Source organism: Paraburkholderia sp. A3BS-1L, assembly GCF_051125215.1.
Lineage (GTDB): Bacteria > Pseudomonadota > Gammaproteobacteria > Burkholderiales > Burkholderiaceae > Paraburkholderia.
This window is the reverse complement of record NZ_CP120442.1, coordinates 3,267,451-3,287,508: the sequence shown is the minus strand read 5'-3', so window position 1 is coordinate 3,287,508 and position 20,058 is coordinate 3,267,451. Positions and strand designations below refer to the sequence as shown.

Below are 20,058 nucleotides of genomic sequence, written 5' to 3'. Positions count from 1 at the left end.
CGCACCTCTTTTCGATGTTGGACGGGTACGATTTCATGGTTCGTCGCGCACGCGCACGATGCGCGTCGTATGGGTGAGCGGGTCGCGCCACACGAGCGTGGTGCGGTCCACGACGGCGCGCTCGTGCTGCACGCGCCCATGAACCACAAAATAGCTTGTATTGACGTCGCATTGCGTCGAGTCGACGCTGGTTTGTCCGGCCCCCGCGCCTTGCAGCGCGAGCTGCACATCGGCGAGGTTGTGGAAAAACACGGTCTGGCGCCGCGCCACGAACGCCTGCGCGCCGGACAGGCTCATGCCCTGCACGATCGCTGCGATCACCTCGGCGCTCGCCGTGTTCATGTTCACAGGCGTCGTGGTGGGCAGGACCGTCACGAACGGGCGCAGCCGCGCGACGATGTCGGGCGTGAAGCCCGGCACGTCGAGCAGCGCATCGGTGCTCGTCATGAGCAGCGGCGCGACGGCGCTGTTGGAGTCGGCATCGGAAAGGCCGGGGTTGTCGGTGAAGTTCGCACCGCCTCCCGTGCCGCCCGCGACTTGCTGAGCATTCGCGGCCGTGCCGGTGCTGCCCGCCGCCGTGGCGCCGGTCTGAAAGCGCGTGATCGAGTGGGCGAGCCCCGAGCGCAGGTAGACGGCCGCATTTTTTGCAAGCTGACCATCGATGCCAAGCAGCTGCAAGAGGCGCGCGAACGCCTGGATTTGCGCGAGATTCAGTTGCAGCGCGCCCGGCGCGGAGGTGGAAACGAGATTGCGCAGATTGAAGCGCGCCTGAGCGTCTTCGATGGAGCCGGAGAGCCAGGTGTCGGCGCCCTGTTCCGCGCGGGCTTCGCCAATCTGGCCGAGGAAGTCGGAAAGGCGCGTCTTCGCGACCGGCATGCCCCACGCGCCGCCCAGATAGGTCACGCCCGCCGAGGTGTCGCCCTCGGAGCGCAGCACGAGGCGCGTCCAGTCGAGCGCGGCGCGCGCGATCCACTGTCCTTGTGCGAGCAGCCGCTGATTTTCGATGCGGCGCACCTGCACCTGCTGGCGCCACAACATGCCCGAGACCAGAATCGCGGCGAGCGCGACCACCAGCAGCGCGCTGATGATCGCGGCGCCGCGCTGGCGACGCGCGGTAGCACGTACCGCGTTACAGGTAAGGAGGCGGGGAATTCGATGCTGTCGCACGCTCATTCCCCCACGAGAAAGACGCGCGTGACCGGCCGCGCAAGCGAGCGCGCGCTAACGCTCACCTCGAGCCCGGTCACCGCGCGCGGCACGGGCGCGTTGCCGAGTTGGGGCACCTTCACGCTGCTATTGTTCGTCGCGATCTGCGAGCGCACCTGGTTCATGTCCGAGGTCCAGCCCAACTTTTCCACGTAGAGCCGCGCGTCGATCGCGCCCACGCCCTGCATCATCGGCAAGGCGCTCCACGCATCGCTCTCGCCGCCACGCAGCGCGCGCCGCAAGTCGCCGAGATTGGCGAGCGGCGGCGACGCGTAGCGTACGACGCGCCCGTCGCTTACGCGGTAGCGCACCACCTGCAAACGCGGCGGCGCGCCGGGCGGCACCGCGAACGCGCGCACGATCTGCAGCGCGCCGCCGTCGACGGAGACCGCGGGCGCACCCGCTTCGTCGTCGCTGACGGCGTGGCGCGCGTCGATGCGCATCTGGTCGAACATCTGCGCAAACACGCGCTCTTCGGCCATCGAATGCGTGAGGACGTCGCGGCCGCGCACGATCTGGTCCAGGCCGCGCCACGACAAGATCGCGACCACCGCGAGAATAGCGATGGCAACGAGCAGTTCGATCAGCGTGAAGCCGGCGGCGCGGCGGGTGCGCAAAGCGCTGCGCGAAGTAGCGTGCCCGGCGGACGGCCCATGCCACCGCCCCGGCGGGACGCGCTTTCGGCGCATCGCGCGATCACAGCGACCGGTTCGTCTCATTGCCGAGCACCGTGACGAGTTGCGCGAGATTGCCGTCACGGCCCGGCGTCGTCACCGAGACCTCCACGCGGCGGAAAACGGGATTGGGCGTGGCCGTGACGTGCTGCGTGCAGGTCAGCTGCAAATTGCCTTGCGAGCAGTCGAAGCGGCGCTCGCCGACCTCGGGCCACGCGTGTGCGAGACGCAGTTGCGCGAGCGCGTTGTCGGCGCTCCAGCCCGCGAGCAGGCGCTGGTGCAGATCGGCTTCGCTCGCCGCGAGGCTACCCACGGCGCGCAACGAGGCCGCAAGCGCGATCGCCACGATGGCGAGCGCGACCAGCACTTCGATCATGGTGAAGCCGCGCGTCGCGGTGCGGGCGTCGCGACGAGGAACCAGGCGGGTGGCCTTGCGCATCTCAGCGGACCTCATACCGGCCCGCGCCGGTACCGACGATGGTGGCATGGCCCGCCGCCGAGAACAGCGTGATTTCGACGGGCTGCTCGACGGCCTCGGTGCCGAACACGAGGCGGCTCGCATGCAGGTCATCGCTGCCGGAGTAGGTAATCGATACGCCCGTCACGCCGCCTTCCCACTTGCGCGGACCGAGCAGATCATCGCGCAGCGGACGCCAGCCGTCCTCGGTATGCACGTCGAAGCGAAACCCGCCCTCGACCGGCTGCCACGCGATAGGGCGCGCACGCACCTGCGCCTCGTCGCCGGCGGATTCGAACAGCAGCGCGAGGCGCTGCGCCTCTTCGTTCAGATCGGTGCGCGGATTGCGTGTAAGCGAAAGCGACGCGAGCGACACCAGCAGCCCCGCGATCATCAGCACGACCAGCATTTCCAGCAGCGTGAAGCCTGCCGAACGGCTAGCCGAACGTGCGCGCGCCGCGCGCGGGGTGCGCATCGGCGTGCGGTCGCAACAGCGAAGGGGACGGGCGTGCATGGAGATGAAGAAAGCGAAGCTGGAGATGATCGGGAAACGGGGCCGCGAGCATGCATCCAGCCCCAGCGAGCCCCGGCAGACCTTGGTGGACCCGTCGGGATTCCATTGCCGGTTCGTAATCTATTCGTTGCCGGTTCGTCGCCGGCTCATGGCCTATTGCCAGGACCCGACGTCGGCGTCGTTGCCTTCGCCGCCGGGCTTGCCGTCGGAGCCATAGCTGAAGACGTCGATCTCGCCGTGCACACCCGGATTCAGGTACTGGTACGGATTGCCCCACGGATCGTTGGGCAGGCGCTCGAGATAGCCGCCGTCCTTCCAGTTGTTCGGCACCGGGTCGGTGGTGGGTTTTTGGACCAGCGCCTGGAGGCCCTGATCCTGAGTCGGATAGCGGCCATTGTCGAGCCGATAGAGCTTCATCGCCTGCATGACCGTACCGATGTCCTGGCGCGCGGCGACGCGGCGGGCTTCATCGGGACGGCTCATGATCTTCGGCACGATCAGCGCCGCGAGAATACCGAGGATCGCGATCACGACCATGATTTCGATCAGCGTGAAACCGCGCTGGCGACGTGCGCGCCGGCGTTCGATTTCGGCATGGCTGCGGGTCCATATGGACATAAGTGGCTTCCCTCCTGGCGAATGATCGTTGCGGCGCACCCTGTGCGCCCTGTTTCGTTGTTGCGCGCGAACCCGGATTCGCGGGTTCGCGCGCGCATGACGGGTCATTGTAATGTCACACGATGACGCCTTTGAGACCCGCACCCGCGGCTCCCGAGGCGCGCCATCAAAACGTTCACAATACTCCGTACAATGGAGCGCATGAACCCACTGCAAATCCGTCTTCTGTCACTCGCCGCGTTCGCGGTGTTCTGCGCCACGGCTGCGTGGTGGACGCTCGAAATCGCCGCAACGCGCGCCACCCCGGTGCAAGCCGCCGCCGCCCAGGCGCCCATTTCGGTCGCCGAGGCCGGCACGCTCTTTGGCGGCAAGCTCGAGCGCAACGTCGTGCAGGACATCCACCTGTTCGGCATCCTCGCGCTCAAGCAGGGCGCAGCGGCCATCGTGAGCTTCGGCGGCGACCCGGCCAAGGCCATCTCGCTCGGCGGCCTGATCGGCCCGGACGCGACGCTCGCCGAAGTGCGCGCACGCTCGATCATCGTCAACCGCCACGGCGTGCACTCCGAAGTCTTCCTGCCGGCCAATGCCGCCGGCCCCACCATCTACGTACGCTGACCGACTCCGCGCGCCGCGCTGCTTGCTGGCAAGCTTTTCTGCTAGCACCCGCCCGGCTCGCTGCGCGACTCACTGCACCAGATTGTTCAACTCGATGATCGGCAGCATCACCGCGAGCACGATCACCAGCACCACGCCCCCCATCGCCAGAATCAACAGCGGCTCGAGCAGGCTCGTGAGAAACATCGTGCGTCGCTCCAGTTCGCGCGCCTCGCCTTCGGCGGCGCGGTCGAGCATGGTCGTGACATCGCCGGTCGCCTCACCCGAGCGGATCAGGTGCACCAGCACGGGCGGAAACGTCTTCGTATTGCCCAGCGCGCGCGAGAGCGACGTGCCTTCGCGCACGCGCACGATGGCGTCGTCCACGTTCATGCGCATGGCGCGGTTCGAAAGCGTTTCGCCGGCCGCCTGCAGTGCGCGCAGGATCGGCACGCCCGCCGCGCTCAGAATGCCGAGCGTGCTCGCAAATCGCACCGTGTTGTAGCCGCGCACGAGCTTGCCCGCGAGCGGCGCCGTGAGGAGCCACCGGTCGAACGCGAGACGCGGCCCGGGCCGGCGCAAGGTCGCGCGCACGATCCACGCGACGATCGCCACCGCGATCAGCACGGCCCACCACCATTGCCGCACGAAGCCCGACAGCGCCATCATCACGATGGTCAGAAACGGCAGTTGCTGCTTGGTGCTCGCAAACACATTCACGACCTGCGGCACCACATAGCTCAGCAGGAACGTGACGATGCCGAACGCGATGATCGTGACGATCGTCGGGTAAGTGAAGGCCAGCACGATCTTCTGCTTGAGCGCGTTGCGCTGCTCGATGTAATCGGCGAGGCGCGAGAGCACGATGCCGAGCTTGCCGGTGTGCTCGCCCGCCGCGACGAGCGCGCGGTAGATGTCGGGAAAATCGCGCGGATGCTGCGCGAGCGCGTTGGCGAGCGAGTGGCCGCCCAGCACTTCTGCGCGGATCGCGGCCATCAGTTCGCGAATGTAGTCGCGCTCGGCCTGCTCGGTGAGCACCGCGAGCGCCTCGCCAAGCGGCAGCCCCGCCACCAGCAGGCTCGCGAGCTGGCGCGTGAGAATCGCCTGCTCGCGCTGCGAGAGACGCCGCCCGAGCGCGAGGCGCTGGGCGCGCGCGCCGCGCGTGCGGGTCGCCGCCGGCTCGACCACGAGCGGCGTGAGGCCCTGGCCGCGCAGTTGCGCACGCGCGCCGCGCGCGCTGTCCGCGTCGAGCACGCCCTTTTGCGCCTTGCCCGCGGCGTCGATCGCTTCGAAACGGAATGCCGGCATCGTCTTCCTTGCCTTCGCCTGAGCGCTTTACGCGCCGCCCGTCACGCGCAGCACTTCCTCTAGCGAGGTCGTGCCCGCGTCGAGCCAGCGCTCGCCGTCGTCGCGCAGCGTGCGCATGCCCTGCGCCCGGCCTGCGGTGAAGATCTCGGCGTCGGCGGCATTGCGGTGAATGAGGTTGCGGATCGGCTCGTCGATGGTGAGCAGCTCGTACACGCCGCGCCGGCCCGAATAGCCCGAATGGCCGCAGCGGTCGCAGCCAACCGGATGCCAGCGCTTGCGCCCATCGTCTTCGAGGCGTTCTTCCTTGCAATGCGGGCACAGTTGCCGCACGAGACGCTGCGCGAGCACGCCAAGCAGCGACGAAGCCAGCAGATAAGGCTCCACCCCCATGTCGGTCAGGCGCGTGACCGCCGAGGCGGCGTCGTTGGTGTGCAGCGTGGCCAGCACGAGGTGGCCCGTGAGCGAGGCCTGCACGGCGATCTGCGCGGTTTCGAGGTCGCGGATTTCGCCGATCATGATGATGTCCGGATCCTGACGCAGGATCGAGCGCAGCGCGCGCGCGAAGGTCATGCCGATGCGCTCGTTCACCTGGGTCTGGCCGATGCCCGCGAGGTCGTACTCGATCGGGTCCTCGACGGTCATGATGTTGGTGGTCGTGGTCTCGAGCCGCGACATCGACGCATAGAGCGTGGTGGTCTTGCCCGAGCCGGTCGGCCCCGTCACGAGCACGATGCCGTGCGGCCTGGCAATCAGCTGGTCGAACTGCTTGAGCGTATCGGCGGCCATGCCGAGCGCTTCGAGATTCAGGCGCTGCGCGTCCTTTTCCAGCAGGCGCAGCACCGCGCGTTCGCCATGACCCGTGGGCAGCGTGGAAACGCGCACGTCCACGGGACGCCCGCCCACGCGCAGCGTGATGCGGCCGTCCTGCGGCAGACGTTTTTCGGCGATGTCGAGCTGCGCCATGATCTTGATACGCGAAATCAGCGCGCCGTGGAGCGCCTTCTTCGGCCGCACCACGTCGCGCAGCGTGCCGTCCACGCGAAAGCGCACCACCGAGGCATTCTCGAAGGGCTCGATATGAATATCGGAGGCCTGCTCGCGCGCCGCCTGGGTAAGCAGCGCGTTGATCATGCGGATGATCGGCGCGTCGTCTTCGGATTCGAGCAGGTCCTCCACCTCGGGAATGTCCTGCATCAGGCGCGAGAGGTCGACTTCGCCTTCCACTTCGCCCACCACCTGCGCCGCGCTGCCGTCCTGGCGCGCGTAGGCCTGGTTGATCGCCTGGGCCAGCTCGTCAGCGGGAATGCGCACGAGCGAAAACGCCCCGAAATTGCGCGCGATTTCGGCAATCGCGGCGCCCGTGGTGCGCTCGCTGATCCACACCTCCAGACCATCCGCGTGCTGCTGCGCGACGAGGATCTGGCCGCTGCGCGCGAAGCCGTACGGCACGAGCCGCGCGGCAACGGGCGAGGGGGCCTCGCGTGGCGTGGCGCTCTCGCGTGCGGCCGCTGGGGACGAGCGGGGCGTATCGGCCATGCTCAAGGCTGCACCCTCTGCCCGGTGAGCGGCTGTTGCACCGGCGACGATTGCACCGGCGCGTATGGCGCCGGGGCGCCTTGCTGCGGATAGGCCGGCTGCATCTGCGTGGCATTAACGGGGCCGGGGGCGGGGGCAGCGGTAGGCGCGGACGCCGTTCCCGCCGCCTGATCGCGCCGCATCTTGTCGAGATCGAACAGGTTCAGCGCCGATCCGCCTTCATTCGGTCCAACCGGCATCGGCGGCACCACCGGGTCGTCGCGGTCCTTGATCAGGTTGTTGTCGGACCGGTACGCGCCCGTCACGCCCTGAATGTAGTCGTAGCGGTTCGACGACACCGCCTGCGCCGTATTGCGATCGTTGATGATCACCGGGCGCAGGAACACCATCAGGTTGGTTTTCTGGCGCGTCTTGTTTTCCGAGCGGAACAGCTGGCCGATCCACGGGATGTCGCCCAGCAGCGGCACCTTGCTGTTGCTGACCTGATAGTTGTCCTGCATCAGGCCGCCGAGCACGATGATCTCGCCGTTGTCGGCGAGCACCGTCGACTGGATCGAACGCTTGGTGAAGTTCGGGCCAGCCGGATTGGTCGTGGCGTTGGTCGTGCCGGTCACGATCGCCGAATCTTCGGTGTAGAGCTGCAGCTTCAGGATGCCGCCGTCGGTGATCTGCGGCTTGATGTGCAGCGTCAAGCCGACGTCGACGCGATCATAGGTGTTGAACGCGGAACTCGTCGAGCCGCTCGTGAGGTTCGAATACGTGCCGGTCTGGATCGGCACGTTCGTGCCGACGACGATCTTCGCTTCCTGGTTGTCGAGCGTGATGAGGTTAGGCGTGGACAGCACGTTGGCGTCGCTCGTCTGCGAGAGCGCCTGCAGCAACGCGCCAAGTCCCTGGACGCCGAAGATATTGTGCACCCAGCCCACGTTCAGGCCCTGCTGGATGGTCGAGCCCGCGAGCGCGCCCGCCAGGCCGCCGGTAGCGGCGCTGGCCGCCGCTGCCGCCGTCAGGTTGATGATGCTGTTGCCGGAGCCGGTCGCAAGGTTGGTCCCGGCCACCACGTTGCTATTGCCGATCTGCCACTGAATGCCGAGATTGGCGTTGGTGTTCGAGTTGAGCTCGACGATCAGCGCCTCGATGTAGACCTGCGCACGCCGCGCGTCGAGCTGGTCGATCACGGCGCGCAGGTTGCGGTACACCGGGTCCGAAGCCGTGATGATCAGCGAGTTGGTCGCCGCGTCGGCCTGGATCATGCCGCCGGGCTGGTTCTCGTCGCCCTTGTCCTTGTCGCCGCCGAGGAACGGCGAATCGGCGTTGCTGCCGCCTGACGCGCCGCCCGTCAGCGAATTGCCCGACGACATGCCGCTGCTGCCGCCGAGCGAACTGGGCAGCGGCGGGGTGCCGGAAAGACCGGTCGACGTATTGCCGTAACCACCGCCACCACCGCCGGAACTGCCCGAATTCTGGTTGAACGAATTCGCGCTGTTGCCCGACGACGATTCGTTACCGCCTTTGCCCAGCATCCCGCGCAAGGTCTTGGCGAGCTGCACCGCGTCGGCGTTGCGCAGCGCAACGACGTGCATGTTGCCCGGCATGCTCGTCGGCGCGTCGAGCTGCTTCGCCAGTTGCACGGCGGCGGCGAGACGCTGTGCGTTCGAGGCGCGCAGCATCAGCGAGTTGGTGCGCGGGTCGGCCACGACCGAAACCTTCAGCGAAGGATCCGAGGCGCCGATCGAGCCCGGATCGAGCATCTTCGAAATTTGCGGCGCGATGTCGAGCGCGTTGGCGTTGCGCAGCGGCACCACCTGCACCTGCTGGCCCGCAGCCGTGTCCACGCCGGCGATGATCGCGGCGATGCGGCGCACGTTGTCCGCATAGTCGGTCACGACGAGCGAGTTGTTGCCCGGATACGCGGCGATCGTGTTGTTCGGCGAAATGAGCGGGCGCAGCACGGGCAGCAGGTTGTTCGCCGATTCGTGCTTGAGCGTGAACACCTGCGTGACCACCTGATCGCCGCGCGCCGCGGGCGTGTTGCCCACATAGGTCGGCACGCCCTGGAGCTTGGCGTCGGCCTCGGGCACGACCTTGAGGACGCCATGATCCTGCACGAGCGCGAAGCCCTGCATGCGCAGCGCCGATTGCAGCGTCTTGAGCGCCTGATCCTCTGGCACAGGGTTCTCGGAAACGAGATTGAGCTGCCCCTTCACGCGCGGGTCGACAATGATCGTTTTGCCAGTGGCCGCGCCGATGGCCTTCGCCACCTGATCGATATCGGCGTTGACGAAGTTAAGCGTGACCTGGGCGTGCGCGAGTTGCGCCGCCATCAGCCCGCTTAGGAGCAGCGCCTTGGCGACGCGACGCAAAGCCATACGATTTCTTCTCATGGGTATCAATTCGAGGCCAGGGACGGACGCCGCCGGCCAGTCGTACTTATCGTACTCAACGTGCTTGCTGTAGCCGCCGCATGATTTCAGGCCGGGCAGCCCGCCGGCTGCGGCCCCGCCGGCGCTCCTCCACCCGGCAATCGACGGCCAGCAAAAAGTGCAACAGTAGCAGCTTTTCGTGTCGAATTTGTCACAAAGAAATTGCGTCTGGGGATTTACTCTAACTTCCGCCTGCATGGGGACGCATACTGAAAGGATTGGAAGCCGCCCCTGGAAGGAAATCGCGCCGCCGCACGCCGGGCGGTCCGCGCCTCTGCCTCGCTCCCGGCCAGCGTGCCATTCGGCTGTATTGACGCGACTTCTTCCGCAGGTATGATACGGGCGATCCACTGCGCACCATGCCGGCAACACTCGACGCAAGCACGGGTTTCCCCCATATAGGGCAACGCAGGCCTGCGCTACGGCTTACCGCAACGTCTCTCGACTTTCCATGAAAAAGGTTGCATCCGCCACGACCGTCGCTGCCCTGATGCTCGCCGCCTTCGCGAGCACGCCGGCGCGCGCGGACTGTTTCGACGAGGCGGCCCGCTACCAGAAGGTCAATCCGCTCATTCTGCGCGCCATCGCCTGGCAGGAATCGCACAACACGCCCGACGCATTGCACAGGAATACGAATGGTTCGGTGGACTACGGGGTGATGCAGATCAACTCGATTCATCTGCCCACGCTCTCGCAATACGGCATTTCGTCCAGCACGCTCATGCAGCCGTGCAAGAACGTCTATATTGCCGCCTGGCATTTGCGCCAGAAGATGAACAAGTATGGCAACACCTGGGCTGCCGTGGGCGCCTATCACTCCGAGACACCGGCATTGCGCGACCGCTACGCACAACAGATCGCGGCGATCTTGCGCAAATGGAAGCTGATGCCCTGAGCGGCACGGTGCTGGCTACCCTGCCAGCGCAGGGCTGGGACGCGTACTGTCAGCGCATCGGGCGCGCATGGTGCAAAATGCAGGCTTGCGCCGCGCGGCCGCGCGCGGCCCGATTCCCGCCTTTCTTTATCCTCACACCGCAATGAATCAGCCGCCACTGCCCGTCACCGTGCTCTCCGGGTTTCTGGGCGCGGGCAAGACCACGTTGCTCAACCACGTCCTCGCGAACCGCGCCGGCCTGCGCGTAGCCGTGATCGTCAACGATCTCGCCGCCGTCAACATCGACGCCTCGCTCGTGCGCGACGCCGCCGCGCTCTCGCATGTCGAGGAGCGGCTCGTCGAGCTGTCCAACGGATGCATTTGCTGCACGCTGCGCGACGACCTGCTCGCCGAAATCCGGCGGCTGGCCGACCCCGCGCAAGCCGGCCAGCAGTTCGACGCCATCCTGATCGAGTCGACCGGCATCGCCGAGCCGATGCCCATCGCCGAAACCTTCACCTTCGCCGATGAAGACGGCACGACGCTCGCCGATATCGCACGGCTCGACACGATGGTGACGGTCGTGGACGCCTTCAACTTCCTGCGCGACTACGCAAGCGCCGATCCGCTCGCCGAGCGCGGCGTGGCGGCGAGCGACACCGACGACCGCACGATCGTCGAACTGCTGATCGAGCAGGTGGAATTCTGCGACGTGCTCGTGCTCAACAAAGCCGATCTCGTGAGCGCCGACGAACTCGCGCGCCTGCAGCGCATTCTCGCGCGCATCAATCCGCGCGCGGTGCAGGTAGTGAGCCGCCATGGCCAGGTGCCGCTTGCCGAGGTGCTCAACTCGGGCCGCTTCGACTTCGACGCTGCCGCGAGCGCGCCGGGCTGGCTAGCCTCGCTGCATGAGCACGATCACGACCATGACGACGGCAGCGCGTCCCACCACGCCCATAGCGAAGCCGATGAATACGGTATCGGCAATTTCGTCTATCGGGCGCGCAAGCCGTTCCATCCCGAGCGTCTGTGGGCGCTGCTCAACCAGGAGTGGAAGGGCGTGCTGCGCTCGAAGGGCTTCTTCTGGCTCGCGACGCGCAACGACGTGGCGGGCTCGCTGTCGCAGGCGGGCGGCGTTTGCCGCCATGGCCCGGCCGGCACCTGGTGGGCGGCGCAGCCGCGCGAGGACTGGCCGCAGGACGCCGAGCTCGAAAAGGAAATCGCGGCCGACTGGTTCGGCGACGCGAACGACACGCGCATCGGCGACCGGCGCCAGGAGCTGGTGATGATCGGCGTGGATCTCGACCGCGAAGCGTGGCAGGCAAAGCTCGATGCATGCCTTCTGACAGACGCCGAATATGCCGCGGGCGCCGACGCCTGGCAGGCGTATGCCGATCCGTTCCCATCGTGGGATTTCGACGATGAGCACGATCACGACCACGACGGCGAGGGAGAAATCGTCCACCGCCACGACTGAGCACGCCGGGTGCGCAAACCCGGCGGACGAAAAAAAACCCGCCAGGGGCGGGTGTCAACTTAAAGCGGCAATCTTTTAGCGCTTGTTGACGGCGTCCTTGAACGCCTTGCCAGCCGTGAACTTGACGGTCTTGGCTGCGGGAATCTTGATGGTTTCGCCGGTCTTCGGGTTGCGACCCGTGCGGGCTGCGCGCTTGCCCGAACCGAAGCTGCCGAAGCCGATCAGCTGGACCGCGTCGCCCTTCGACACAGCCTTCTTGACCACTTCGAGGAGCGTGTCCAGCGTTTCACCGGTTTGTGCCTTGCTAGCGCCCGTCTGTGCTGCGACGGCGTCGATCAGTTCCTGTTTATTCATTGAGAAGTTCCTTTCTGTGTTTAGGTTGACACGAACAGCGCGAACGCGCCGATTATACGGTCGCGTGCCGCGCCGTCGAGCAGCTACGGAGCCGGAGCACCCCGGCATGATTTCGTTGCGACGGCCATGCTGGCCCGCGACGTCCGCGCTGCCGCTTCCCTGGGCGGCGCTTGCTATGATAGCGCAGCGCAAACCCAATAACGACAAGGGTTTCGAAGATTTAGAGGGGTTTGCGCGAGTTTTGCGCGCCCGCCTGTATTTTTGCCGGCCGCCGCATGCAAAAAAGGGCACCGCGACAGCGCCGCACCAGCAAATTTGACGCTTCCGGCGTTGCGCGGCACCAACGCTTTGTGCCCGCAAACCCAATGCCCGTGGGCCTTTTCCGCCGCATCCCGCGCTTCGAGACCCGCCGTTTCCCGCCAACGCGAACGCCATGACTGCCACACTGATCCCCGCCACGCTCGCGTTTCGCGAAGACGGCAAGCCGTATTCGCCACGCTTCGGCGACGTCTATCACAGTACTTTCGGCGCCTTCGAGCAGGCCGAATATGTGTTTTTGCGTGGCAACGACCTGCCCGGGCGCTGGCAGGGCAAGCGCATTTTCACCGTGCTGGAGACGGGATTCGGCATGGGCGTGAACTTTCTGGCGACGTGGGCAGCGTGGCGCGATGCGCCCGCGCGCTGCGAGCGCCTGCATTTCGTCTCGGTGGAAAAGCATCCATTTTCGCGCGACGATCTGCGCGCGGCCCTCGACGCGATAGTTGCGCACGCACCGCACGCTTCCCCCGTTTCGGGCACATCGATCACACGCCTCGCGCGCGAACTCGTCGATGCCTGGCCGATGCTCGTACCCGGCACGCACCGGATCGATTTCGAAGGCGGACGTGTCACGCTCACGCTCGTATTCGGCGACGCGCTCGACGCGCTTCCCAAAATGTGGCTGCGCGCGGACGCCATCTATCTCGACGGCTTCGCCCCCGCGAAAAATCCCGAACTCTGGTCGCCGGCGATCTTCAAGGCGCTCGCACGCGTCGCCGGCGAAGAGGCGACCTTCGCAACCTGGAGCAGCGCGGGCGACGTCAAGCGCGCGCTCGAACAAAACGGCTTCGAATACCGCAAGACCGCGGGCTTCGGCACCAAGTGGACGATGCTGGTTGGCCGCTTCGCGCCACGCTGGCGCGTGCGGCGTTACGAACCGCCGCTGGCGCTGGAACTCGCCGAACGGCACGCGGTAGTGATCGGCGCCGGGCTCGCGGGCAGCGCGCTAGTCGAGCGACTCGCGGCGCGCGGCTGGCGTGTCACGCTGATCGAGCGGCACGCAGTGCCTGCCCGCGAGGCCTCGGGCAATCCCGCCGGCGTGTTTCATCCGCTCGTTTCGCGCGACGACAGCAGCGCGTCGCGCATCACGCGCGCCGGGTTTCTCTACGCATTGCGGCGCTGGGCCGCGCTCGACGCCGCCGCGCAAGCATGCGGGCAGGGTGCAATCGAGGCGCCGGTGCGCTCGCACGCAGGACTCCTGCATCTTGCCTCGGACGACGAATCTCGGGCCGTGGCCGCAGCGCTCGCATCGTTTGGCTATCCCGAGGAATTCGTGCGCGGCGTCGACCGCGCGGAGGCCGAATCGATTGCCGGCATCGCACTCGCGCACGGCGGCTGGTTCTATCAGCGCGGCGGCGCGATCGATCCGGCCTCGCTGTGCCGGGCGCAGCTTGCTGCCGCAAGCGCCTTTCCGGATGCGCGAATCGATTTGCGTTATGGCGTGCAAGTCGCGCGCATCGAGCGCGCTGGCGAAAACTGGCAAGTCTTCGATGAAAGCGGCGCGCTCGTCGCGCAGGCCGGCGCGGTGATCTTCGCGAACGCACACGATGCCGCGCGCGCAGCGGCGCTCGACTTCGCTCCCACCCGCAGCGTGCGCGGCCAGCTCACGCTGCTCGACGAAAGCCCGCTTGCGTCCTTGCGCGTGCCTGTGATCGGCGACGGCTACGCGGTGCCGCTGCCCGGCGGCGTGACGCTCACGGGCGCTACCTACGAAGTCGACGATACCGACACGACGCTGCGCGAAGCCGGCCACCTCGAGAATATCGAACGCGCCGCGCGCATGTTGCCGGGCCTGCATGCCACCGCGGCTGACGCCACGGCCGCCCCGGCCCTGGATTCCTCGCATCAGCGCGTCTGGCGAGGCCGCGTGGCCTTGCGCTGCGTCACAAGCGACCGTCTGCCCATGCTGGGCCAGCTCGGCGACGAAGCGGCGGCACGACGCGACGCACAGCGGCTTTCCGGCGCATGGCCGCTCGACCTGCCGCGCGTGCCCGGTCTGTACGGCGCGTTCGCGTTTGGTTCGCGCGGACTCGTGTGGGCAGCGCTAGGCGCCGAGCTCATCGCCTCGCAGCTCGAAGGCGAGCCGTGGCCCATCGAGCGGGAGCTTGCCGAGCAGGTCGATCCCGCACGCTTTCTCCAGCGCGCCCTGCGTCAGCGCAGCCTCTAGCCACGCGACAATTTCCTGACCAATACGGTTATTCACCCGAGCCTGTGGATAACCGCGCGAATTGTGGGTAAATCCATTGTGGACGCGATGTGGACGTAAACGGGGTAACCCGGCGACCCATGTTCATGGCCCAAAAGTTACTCTTCGATACCCGAGCGCATCTCACACATTTCGCGCGTGGTTGTCCGAATGCCAAGCTGATGATTCACATAGGTATACATAGGTTATCCACAGCAAAGTCACGCCTTTGTTAACTTCTACTACGTATACATACGGTAAACCGTAAACCCAAAGCTGGCGCCATCGGTCTGGAATACGCCCAACGCCCTACTGCGCTGCCTGGAACCGGCTTGCCGCTGCACTGGCGAAACGGTCATTTTTTCCTTATTGTCATAAAGTCCGCCGAAAACGGACGCATTTACCGGCTTCGCCGAGCTTTACCGGCGGAGCGGGACAATTGCAAAAAAGCTATGGCACAATCGCCGTTCTTTTCCGCGTCATGCGCCGCTACAGACGGCCGGCGCGTCCAAGGAACGGATGCCGCATGTCCTGAATCTGATTGCTCAGGAAGGTCGGCAGCGTTCGTTCACCCATTGCGGGCGCTGACACTCCACACAGGACGCGCCAGCGCCGGCTGCTCGCCGCATGAGCGGCGCCGGCGCAGAGGTTTCCCGCTGTTGTCCGTCGTGTCTGGCCGCTACCCTCATCAGGTTGCGAGCCTGCGCGCCTCGTCTGTCAGCGCATGCGGCTCGACCGTGTGCCGGGCGCGAAGTGTCAGGTGTTTGGCGCCGCGCGCGGTCCGATCCCATGCAAGATGTTCTGCCAAGGAGAAGCCACTACGATGAAGTCGGCGTTTTCGTTCTTTCCCGCCTGGCCGTTGCAGCCGGACGGCATATTCTGGGCAGGTCTCGCGCTGCTCGCCGCCGGCCTTGTCGGCGAGCTGTGCTATCGCGCCTGGCGGCTGCCGCGCATTTCGAGCTACGCCATCATCGGGCTGATTGCCGGTTCAGCGGGCTTCGGCGTAATCGGCGGCAATGCTGCCGATGCCTCGCGGCCGCTGCTCGATGTCGCGCTCGGCCTGTTGTTGTTCGAGCTAGGCAGCCGGCTGGACTTGCGCTGGATCCGCCGCAATCCCTGGATCATCCTGTCGAGCCTCGCCGAAGCTACGCTGACCTTCGTGCTCGTGCTCGTCGTGCTGCTATTTCTTTCTGTGCCGGCGATCGTCGCCATCGTCGTGGCTTCGATCGCCATGGCGACTTCGCCCGCGATGGTGATCCAGCTGAAGACCGAGTTGCGCGCCGAAGGCCAGGTCACGCAGCGCCTGCTCACGCTCACGGCGCTCAACAGCATGTATGCGGTCGTGATCGAAAAGCTCGCTTCGGGTTGGGTGCACCAGGAAATTTACGGCAACGTTTTCGCCACCATCCTGCAGCCGCTCTATCTGCTGGTGGGCTCGATCATCCTCGCGTATGTGCTCGCGCACGCCTGCATGATGTTCTACCGCCGCCTGAGCCCGCAGGACGAGCATTCGTTCGTCGCGTTGTTCGGCCTCGTGCTGCTGGCGATCGCCGTGGCGCATCTGCTCAAGCTCTCGACCATCCTGAGCCTGCTGGCCGCGGGCATCATCGTGAAGAATCTCGAGGTGCGGCCGCAATTGTGGCCGCAGCATTTCGGCACGGCCGGCTGGCTGCTCACGGTGATCCTCTTCGTGCTCACGCTAACCACTTTCGAGTGGCATTACATTCTCGTCGGCGGCGTGGCTGCGGCAGGGCTCATCGTCGCGCGGCTGGTGGCGAAACTCGTCGGCGTGCTGATCTTCGCGAAGCCGAGCGGGCTCGAATGGAAGCAGGGCGTCGCGCTCGGTCTTGCGCTCACGCCCATGTCCGCGCTCGCGCTCGTGCTTGTGGAGGACACCTACGATCTTTACCCGTCGTTCGATCCGCGCCTGCGCGCGATCATGATGTGCGCGATCGTGGTGCTGCAATTGCTCGGGCCGTGGCTCGTCTACCGCGCGCTCGCGCTTGTCGGCGAACGCGGCGAAGAATGAATGCGGCGGCCCTGGCCGCCACGAAACACTGCCCGCCGCGCCATGCGCCGACTGGATCGGCAGCGATGCCCGGCACGGCTGAAAGAGGGGATGTCATGTCACTGGAAACTTTTGTCGATTCGCAGCCGTTCACGTTCGGTGTCGAACTCGAAATGCAGGTCGTCAACACGCACGATTACGATCTGACCAAGGCGGGCAGCGACCTCATGCGCCTCATCAAGGATCAGGAGATCCCGGGCAACATCACGCCCGAGATCACCGAAAGCATGATCGAGCTCTCTACCGGCATCTGCACGCATCATGAGCAGGCCGTGGCCGACCTGCGCAAGATCCGCGACGTGCTGGTTGCGGCCGCCGACCGCCTGAACGTGGGCCTGTGCGGCGGCGGCACGCACGCGTTCCAGCAGTGGAGCGACCGGCGCATCGTCGATACGCCGCGCTTTCAGTATCTTTCGGAGCTGTACGGCTATCTCGCGAAGCAGTTCACGGTGTTCGGCCAGCACGTGCATATCGGCTGTCCGGATGCCGATAGCGCACTGTTCCTGCTGCATTCGCTTTCGCGCTTCATCCCGCACTTCATCGCGCTCTCGGCATCGTCGCCTTATGTGCAGGGTGTCGACACCGGATTTCATTCGGCACGGCTGAATTCCGTGTTCGCGTTCCCGCTTTCGGGCCGCGCGCCGTTCGTGCTCAGTTGGGAGGAGTTCAAGGAGTATTTCTCGAAGATGGTGCACACGGGCGTCGTCAACAGCATGAAAGACTTCTACTGGGACATTCGCCCGAAACCGGGCTTCGGCACGATCGAGGTGCGCGTCATGGACACGCCGCTGTCGGTCGAACGCGCGGCGGCGATCGCCTGCTATATCCAGACGCTCGCGCGCCATTTGCTGATCGATCGGCCGATCCAGCCACGCGAAGACGACTACCTCGTCTATACGTTCAATCGCTTCCAGGCATGCCGTTTCGGCCTTGCCGGGACTTGCGTCAATCCGCAGACGGGCGAGCGTCGCACCATCTCTGAAGACATTCTGGCCACGCTCGACAAGATTGCGCCGCATGGCGAGGCGCTCGGCTCCGAGCGCGCGCTTGCAGAAATCGGCACGATTGCGCGCGCCCAGACCAACGATGCGACCTGGCTGCGCGGCGTGGTCGCCGAGGAAAAGTCGCTGCACGAGGCGGTGCGGCAGCAATGTCTGCGCTGGCGCGCCTGAGCGCGTGTGCCGTCCGGGCAACGTCGGACCCCTAATAAGCACAGGACAAGAGGGCAGCTCGCGAGCTGCCCTCGCGTTTTTTGGCGCCCGCGATACTTTGTGCCGCGTAAAAAAAGATTTTTTTGTCCCAGGCAAGTTACCAGGGGGTTCTTATTTTTTTGATGCTCGCGCAAACGGAGTCAATCGTTGCTGACCAAGTGCGCCATTTCTTGTGAAGAAGCACCAAAATGCCTGAAAACTCAATGACCTGCGCAGTCGGCGAGCAGTTAGACTCCGCTTGCGCTGCAGGAAAAAATCAGGGATAACCAGGTATCGGTAGAGCCTGGAGTTGGGCAGCATCGAGTATCAATACACCGACAATGACACACTTACTAACCGGTTATCCACAATTCGCACTGGATAAGTTAGCTGTGCGATTCGCCACTCTCGCATAGAATATTGGTTTGCTGCGCGGGCGCGAGGTCGTGAAGGGCGCTTCGGGCCTGCGAGGCGAGAGATGGAATGCCTGTGTGCGGCGGGCGTTTTTTACGCCAGCGAAGCAGGATTTTTTTGAGATGGTGCGGCCGATCTCCAGGAGTATTCCCGGGCGTCGGGCGCGAACTTTCCCACAAGGTCGCCAGTAGTGTGGCGGCTGACGATGCAGCGCAAGCTGCCAAATAACCAGCGAAAGACTATGAGCGAAGGCGTATACGGAGAGCAGGCAGCCGGGCGGGTGACCCATAGCCTGCTGCGACTGAGCACGGCAATGCGGAGCCAGGCGTGGGACTGGGCCGAAGGGGCGGGACTCACGCCGACCCAGGGTGAAATTCTCGTGCTGCTGATGCAGCGCAAGGGGCCGATGCGCCTCGGCGAGATCGCCCGCGAGACGGCACTGACTGCCGCCACGACCAGCGATGCGGTGAGCACGCTTGAAACCAAGGGTCTCGTCGAAAAGCGCCGCGCGCTCGACGACGGCCGCGCGCTTGCGGTGCGTCTGACCGCGCGTGGCCGCACGGCGGCGAAAAAGGCCGCGCAATGGCCCGACTTCCTCTCGAAGGCCGTCGGCACGCTGCGCGCCGATGAGCAGGCGGCGGTCTACCGCACGCTGCTCAAGACAGTCTACGTGCTGGAGTCGCACGAAGCCATGCCGCAGCATCGCATGTGTCTGACCTGCTCGCACTTCGAGCCGAGCAAGAACCCGAAGAAGACGCCGCATCATTGCGGGCTGCTCAACATCGACATGTCCGACACCGACGTGCGTCTCGATTGCTCGGTGTACGCGCAAGCCGACGCGACGACGCAGAAAAAGAACTGGAAGATCTTCGCGGCATGATGGCTGTGCGGGCCGTGCGGCGTCACGTGACGCCGCGGGCCTGCGGCTGCCCTTTTGCCACGAGCGGCCAGAAGTGGCCAAAAGTATCCGGTTCGACCGTGCGCGAGGGCGTCCTCGCGCGTGATCGTTGCACGCAGGTGCGTGCTCCAGTGTGTGCTTATCGTGCGATGGCGGCATGCCTGCCGCACGCACGAGCTTGTGCATTGTGTAGCTGACCCAGGGATTTGCCGATGAATCGCGAAGTATTGGCCATCCGCCACGTATATTTCGAGGACCTCGGCAGTTTCGAGCGGGTGCTCGGCGATCGTGGCCGTCCGGTGCGTTATGTCGATGTGGGCTTTGCACGCGTCGGCGCGCTCAATCCCGTGTCGGCTTCGCTGATGGTGATCCTCGGCGGTCCCATCAACGCCTGCGACGACGCGCGCTATCCCACTCTCGCGCCCATTGCCGGGCTGATCGAACGGCGCATTGCCGCCGGCTTGCCCACGCTCGGCATTTGCCTTGGCGCCCAGCTCATTGCGCGCGTGCTCGGCGCGCGCGTCTATGCGTCCGGTCGTCAGGAAATCGGCTGGACGCCGCTTACGCTCACCGACGCGGGCCGTGCCTCGCCGCTTCGGCATGTGGATGGCGCCGCCACGTCGATGCTGCACTGGCATGGCGATACGTTCGATCTGCCGCAAGGCGCGACGCGTCTCGCCTCCACGCCGCTGTGCGAAAACCAGGCGTTCTCGTGGGGCTCGCACGTGCTCGGCCTGCAATGCCATCCTGAAGTGCGCGCCGACCGCTTCGAACCCTGGCTGATCGGCAATGCCGCCGAGATCGATGCTGCGGGCATCGACGTCAATCTGCTGCGCGCGCAGACCGCACAACGCGGCCCGACGCTCGAGGCGCAGGCGAGTCGCATGTTCGGCGAATGGCTCGACGCCGCCGATCATGCAGGCATCAACGCACCCGCGAAGTCGCCCTGA

Annotated in this window: 17 protein-coding genes; 8 read left to right on the top strand and 9 right to left on the bottom strand. The window is 65.7% G+C overall.

From position 1 onward, the window contains the following. Positions 1-33 precede the first annotated feature (33 nt). The 5 genes from gspK to gspG all read right to left on the bottom strand — a co-directional run bounded on the left by gspK (position 34) and on the right by gspG (position 3,469). Positions 34-1,173 carry a type II secretion system minor pseudopilin GspK gene (gene gspK, locus P5W99_RS15045; RefSeq protein WP_421025108.1) on the bottom strand — a complete coding sequence of 380 codons (1,140 nt, stop codon included), beginning with the start codon at positions 1,171-1,173 and terminating at the stop codon, positions 34-36. Continuing rightward, positions 1,170-1,895 (bottom strand): PulJ/GspJ family protein, encoded by a 726-nt coding sequence (locus P5W99_RS15040; RefSeq protein ID WP_421025301.1) that lies wholly within the window; start codon positions 1,893-1,895, stop codon positions 1,170-1,172. The genes gspK and P5W99_RS15040 overlap by 4 nt, the downstream gene beginning before the upstream one ends. 7 nt (positions 1,896-1,902) lie before the next feature. Next, on the bottom strand, positions 1,903-2,319 hold the full coding sequence (gene gspI, locus P5W99_RS15035) for a type II secretion system minor pseudopilin GspI (RefSeq protein WP_421025107.1): 417 nt from the start codon (positions 2,317-2,319) through the stop codon (positions 1,903-1,905). 1 nt (position 2,320) lies between these two features. Then, the gene (locus P5W99_RS15030; RefSeq protein WP_421025106.1) at positions 2,321-2,812 is read right to left on the bottom strand and encodes a GspH/FimT family pseudopilin; all 492 of its coding nucleotides are present in this window, start codon (positions 2,810-2,812) and stop codon (positions 2,321-2,323) included. 192 nt (positions 2,813-3,004) lie between these two features. Beyond that, positions 3,005-3,469 carry a type II secretion system major pseudopilin GspG gene (gene gspG / locus P5W99_RS15025; protein WP_035523236.1) on the bottom strand — a complete coding sequence of 155 codons (465 nt, stop codon included), beginning with the start codon at positions 3,467-3,469 and terminating at the stop codon, positions 3,005-3,007. 201 nt (positions 3,470-3,670) lie between these two features. On the opposite strand from gspG, the gene P5W99_RS15020 reads away from it, so the two are divergent. After that, positions 3,671-4,084, top strand: a complete 414-nt coding sequence (locus P5W99_RS15020) for a hypothetical protein (protein WP_421025105.1) — start codon at positions 3,671-3,673, stop codon at positions 4,082-4,084. A 69-nt stretch (positions 4,085-4,153) separates the two neighbouring features. Here P5W99_RS15020 and gspF read toward each other — a convergent pair whose 3' ends face one another. Genes gspF through gspD form a run of 3 tightly spaced genes read right to left on the bottom strand, consistent with a single transcriptional unit; the run spans position 4,154 to position 9,276 of the window. Then, positions 4,154-5,371 carry a type II secretion system inner membrane protein GspF gene (gspF, locus tag P5W99_RS15015; protein ID WP_421025104.1) on the bottom strand — a complete coding sequence of 406 codons (1,218 nt, stop codon included), beginning with the start codon at positions 5,369-5,371 and terminating at the stop codon, positions 4,154-4,156. A 27-nt stretch (positions 5,372-5,398) separates the two neighbouring features. Next, entirely contained in the window at positions 5,399-6,907 is a 1,509-nt protein-coding gene (gene gspE, locus P5W99_RS15010) for a type II secretion system ATPase GspE (RefSeq protein ID WP_421025103.1), read from the bottom strand. A gap of 2 nt (positions 6,908-6,909) precedes the next feature. Further along, a complete protein-coding gene (gspD, locus tag P5W99_RS15005) occupies positions 6,910-9,276 on the bottom strand; it encodes a type II secretion system secretin GspD (protein WP_421073847.1) in 2,367 nt (788 codons plus the stop codon). 505 nt (positions 9,277-9,781) lie between these two features. Between gspD and P5W99_RS15000 the strand changes: the two genes are divergently transcribed. Continuing rightward, a complete protein-coding gene (locus P5W99_RS15000) occupies positions 9,782-10,225 on the top strand; it encodes a lytic transglycosylase domain-containing protein (protein ID WP_421025101.1) in 444 nt (147 codons plus the stop codon). A gap of 142 nt (positions 10,226-10,367) precedes the next feature. Next, a complete protein-coding gene (locus P5W99_RS14995) occupies positions 10,368-11,681 on the top strand; it encodes a GTP-binding protein (protein WP_421025100.1) in 1,314 nt (437 codons plus the stop codon). 75 nt (positions 11,682-11,756) lie between these two features. Here P5W99_RS14995 and P5W99_RS14990 read toward each other — a convergent pair whose 3' ends face one another. Continuing rightward, positions 11,757-12,035: an HU family DNA-binding protein gene (locus P5W99_RS14990; protein WP_027815965.1), complete on the bottom strand. Its 279-nt coding sequence runs from the start codon at positions 12,033-12,035 to the stop codon at positions 11,757-11,759. Positions 12,036-12,468: 433 nt separating this feature from the next. On the opposite strand from P5W99_RS14990, the gene mnmC reads away from it, so the two are divergent. The 5 genes from mnmC (at position 12,469) to P5W99_RS14965 (ending at position 20,058) form a co-directional block, all read left to right on the top strand. Further along, positions 12,469-14,520, top strand: coding sequence for a bifunctional tRNA (5-methylaminomethyl-2-thiouridine)(34)-methyltransferase MnmD/FAD-dependent 5-carboxymethylaminomethyl-2-thiouridine(34) oxidoreductase MnmC (gene mnmC / locus P5W99_RS14985; protein WP_434661309.1), 2,052 nt, complete (start codon positions 12,469-12,471; stop codon positions 14,518-14,520). Positions 14,521-15,361: 841 nt separating this feature from the next. Continuing rightward, positions 15,362-16,567, top strand: coding sequence for a cation:proton antiporter (locus tag P5W99_RS14980; RefSeq protein WP_421025098.1), 1,206 nt, complete (start codon positions 15,362-15,364; stop codon positions 16,565-16,567). A gap of 95 nt (positions 16,568-16,662) precedes the next feature. Next, positions 16,663-17,778 carry a YbdK family carboxylate-amine ligase gene (locus P5W99_RS14975; RefSeq protein WP_421025097.1) on the top strand — a complete coding sequence of 372 codons (1,116 nt, stop codon included), beginning with the start codon at positions 16,663-16,665 and terminating at the stop codon, positions 17,776-17,778. A gap of 673 nt (positions 17,779-18,451) precedes the next feature. Next, positions 18,452-19,090, top strand: coding sequence for a MarR family winged helix-turn-helix transcriptional regulator (locus P5W99_RS14970; RefSeq protein WP_421025096.1), 639 nt, complete (start codon positions 18,452-18,454; stop codon positions 19,088-19,090). 230 nt (positions 19,091-19,320) lie between these two features. Then, complete coding sequence (locus P5W99_RS14965) at positions 19,321-20,058, top strand: glutamine amidotransferase (RefSeq protein WP_421025095.1); 738 nt, start codon at positions 19,321-19,323, stop codon at positions 20,056-20,058.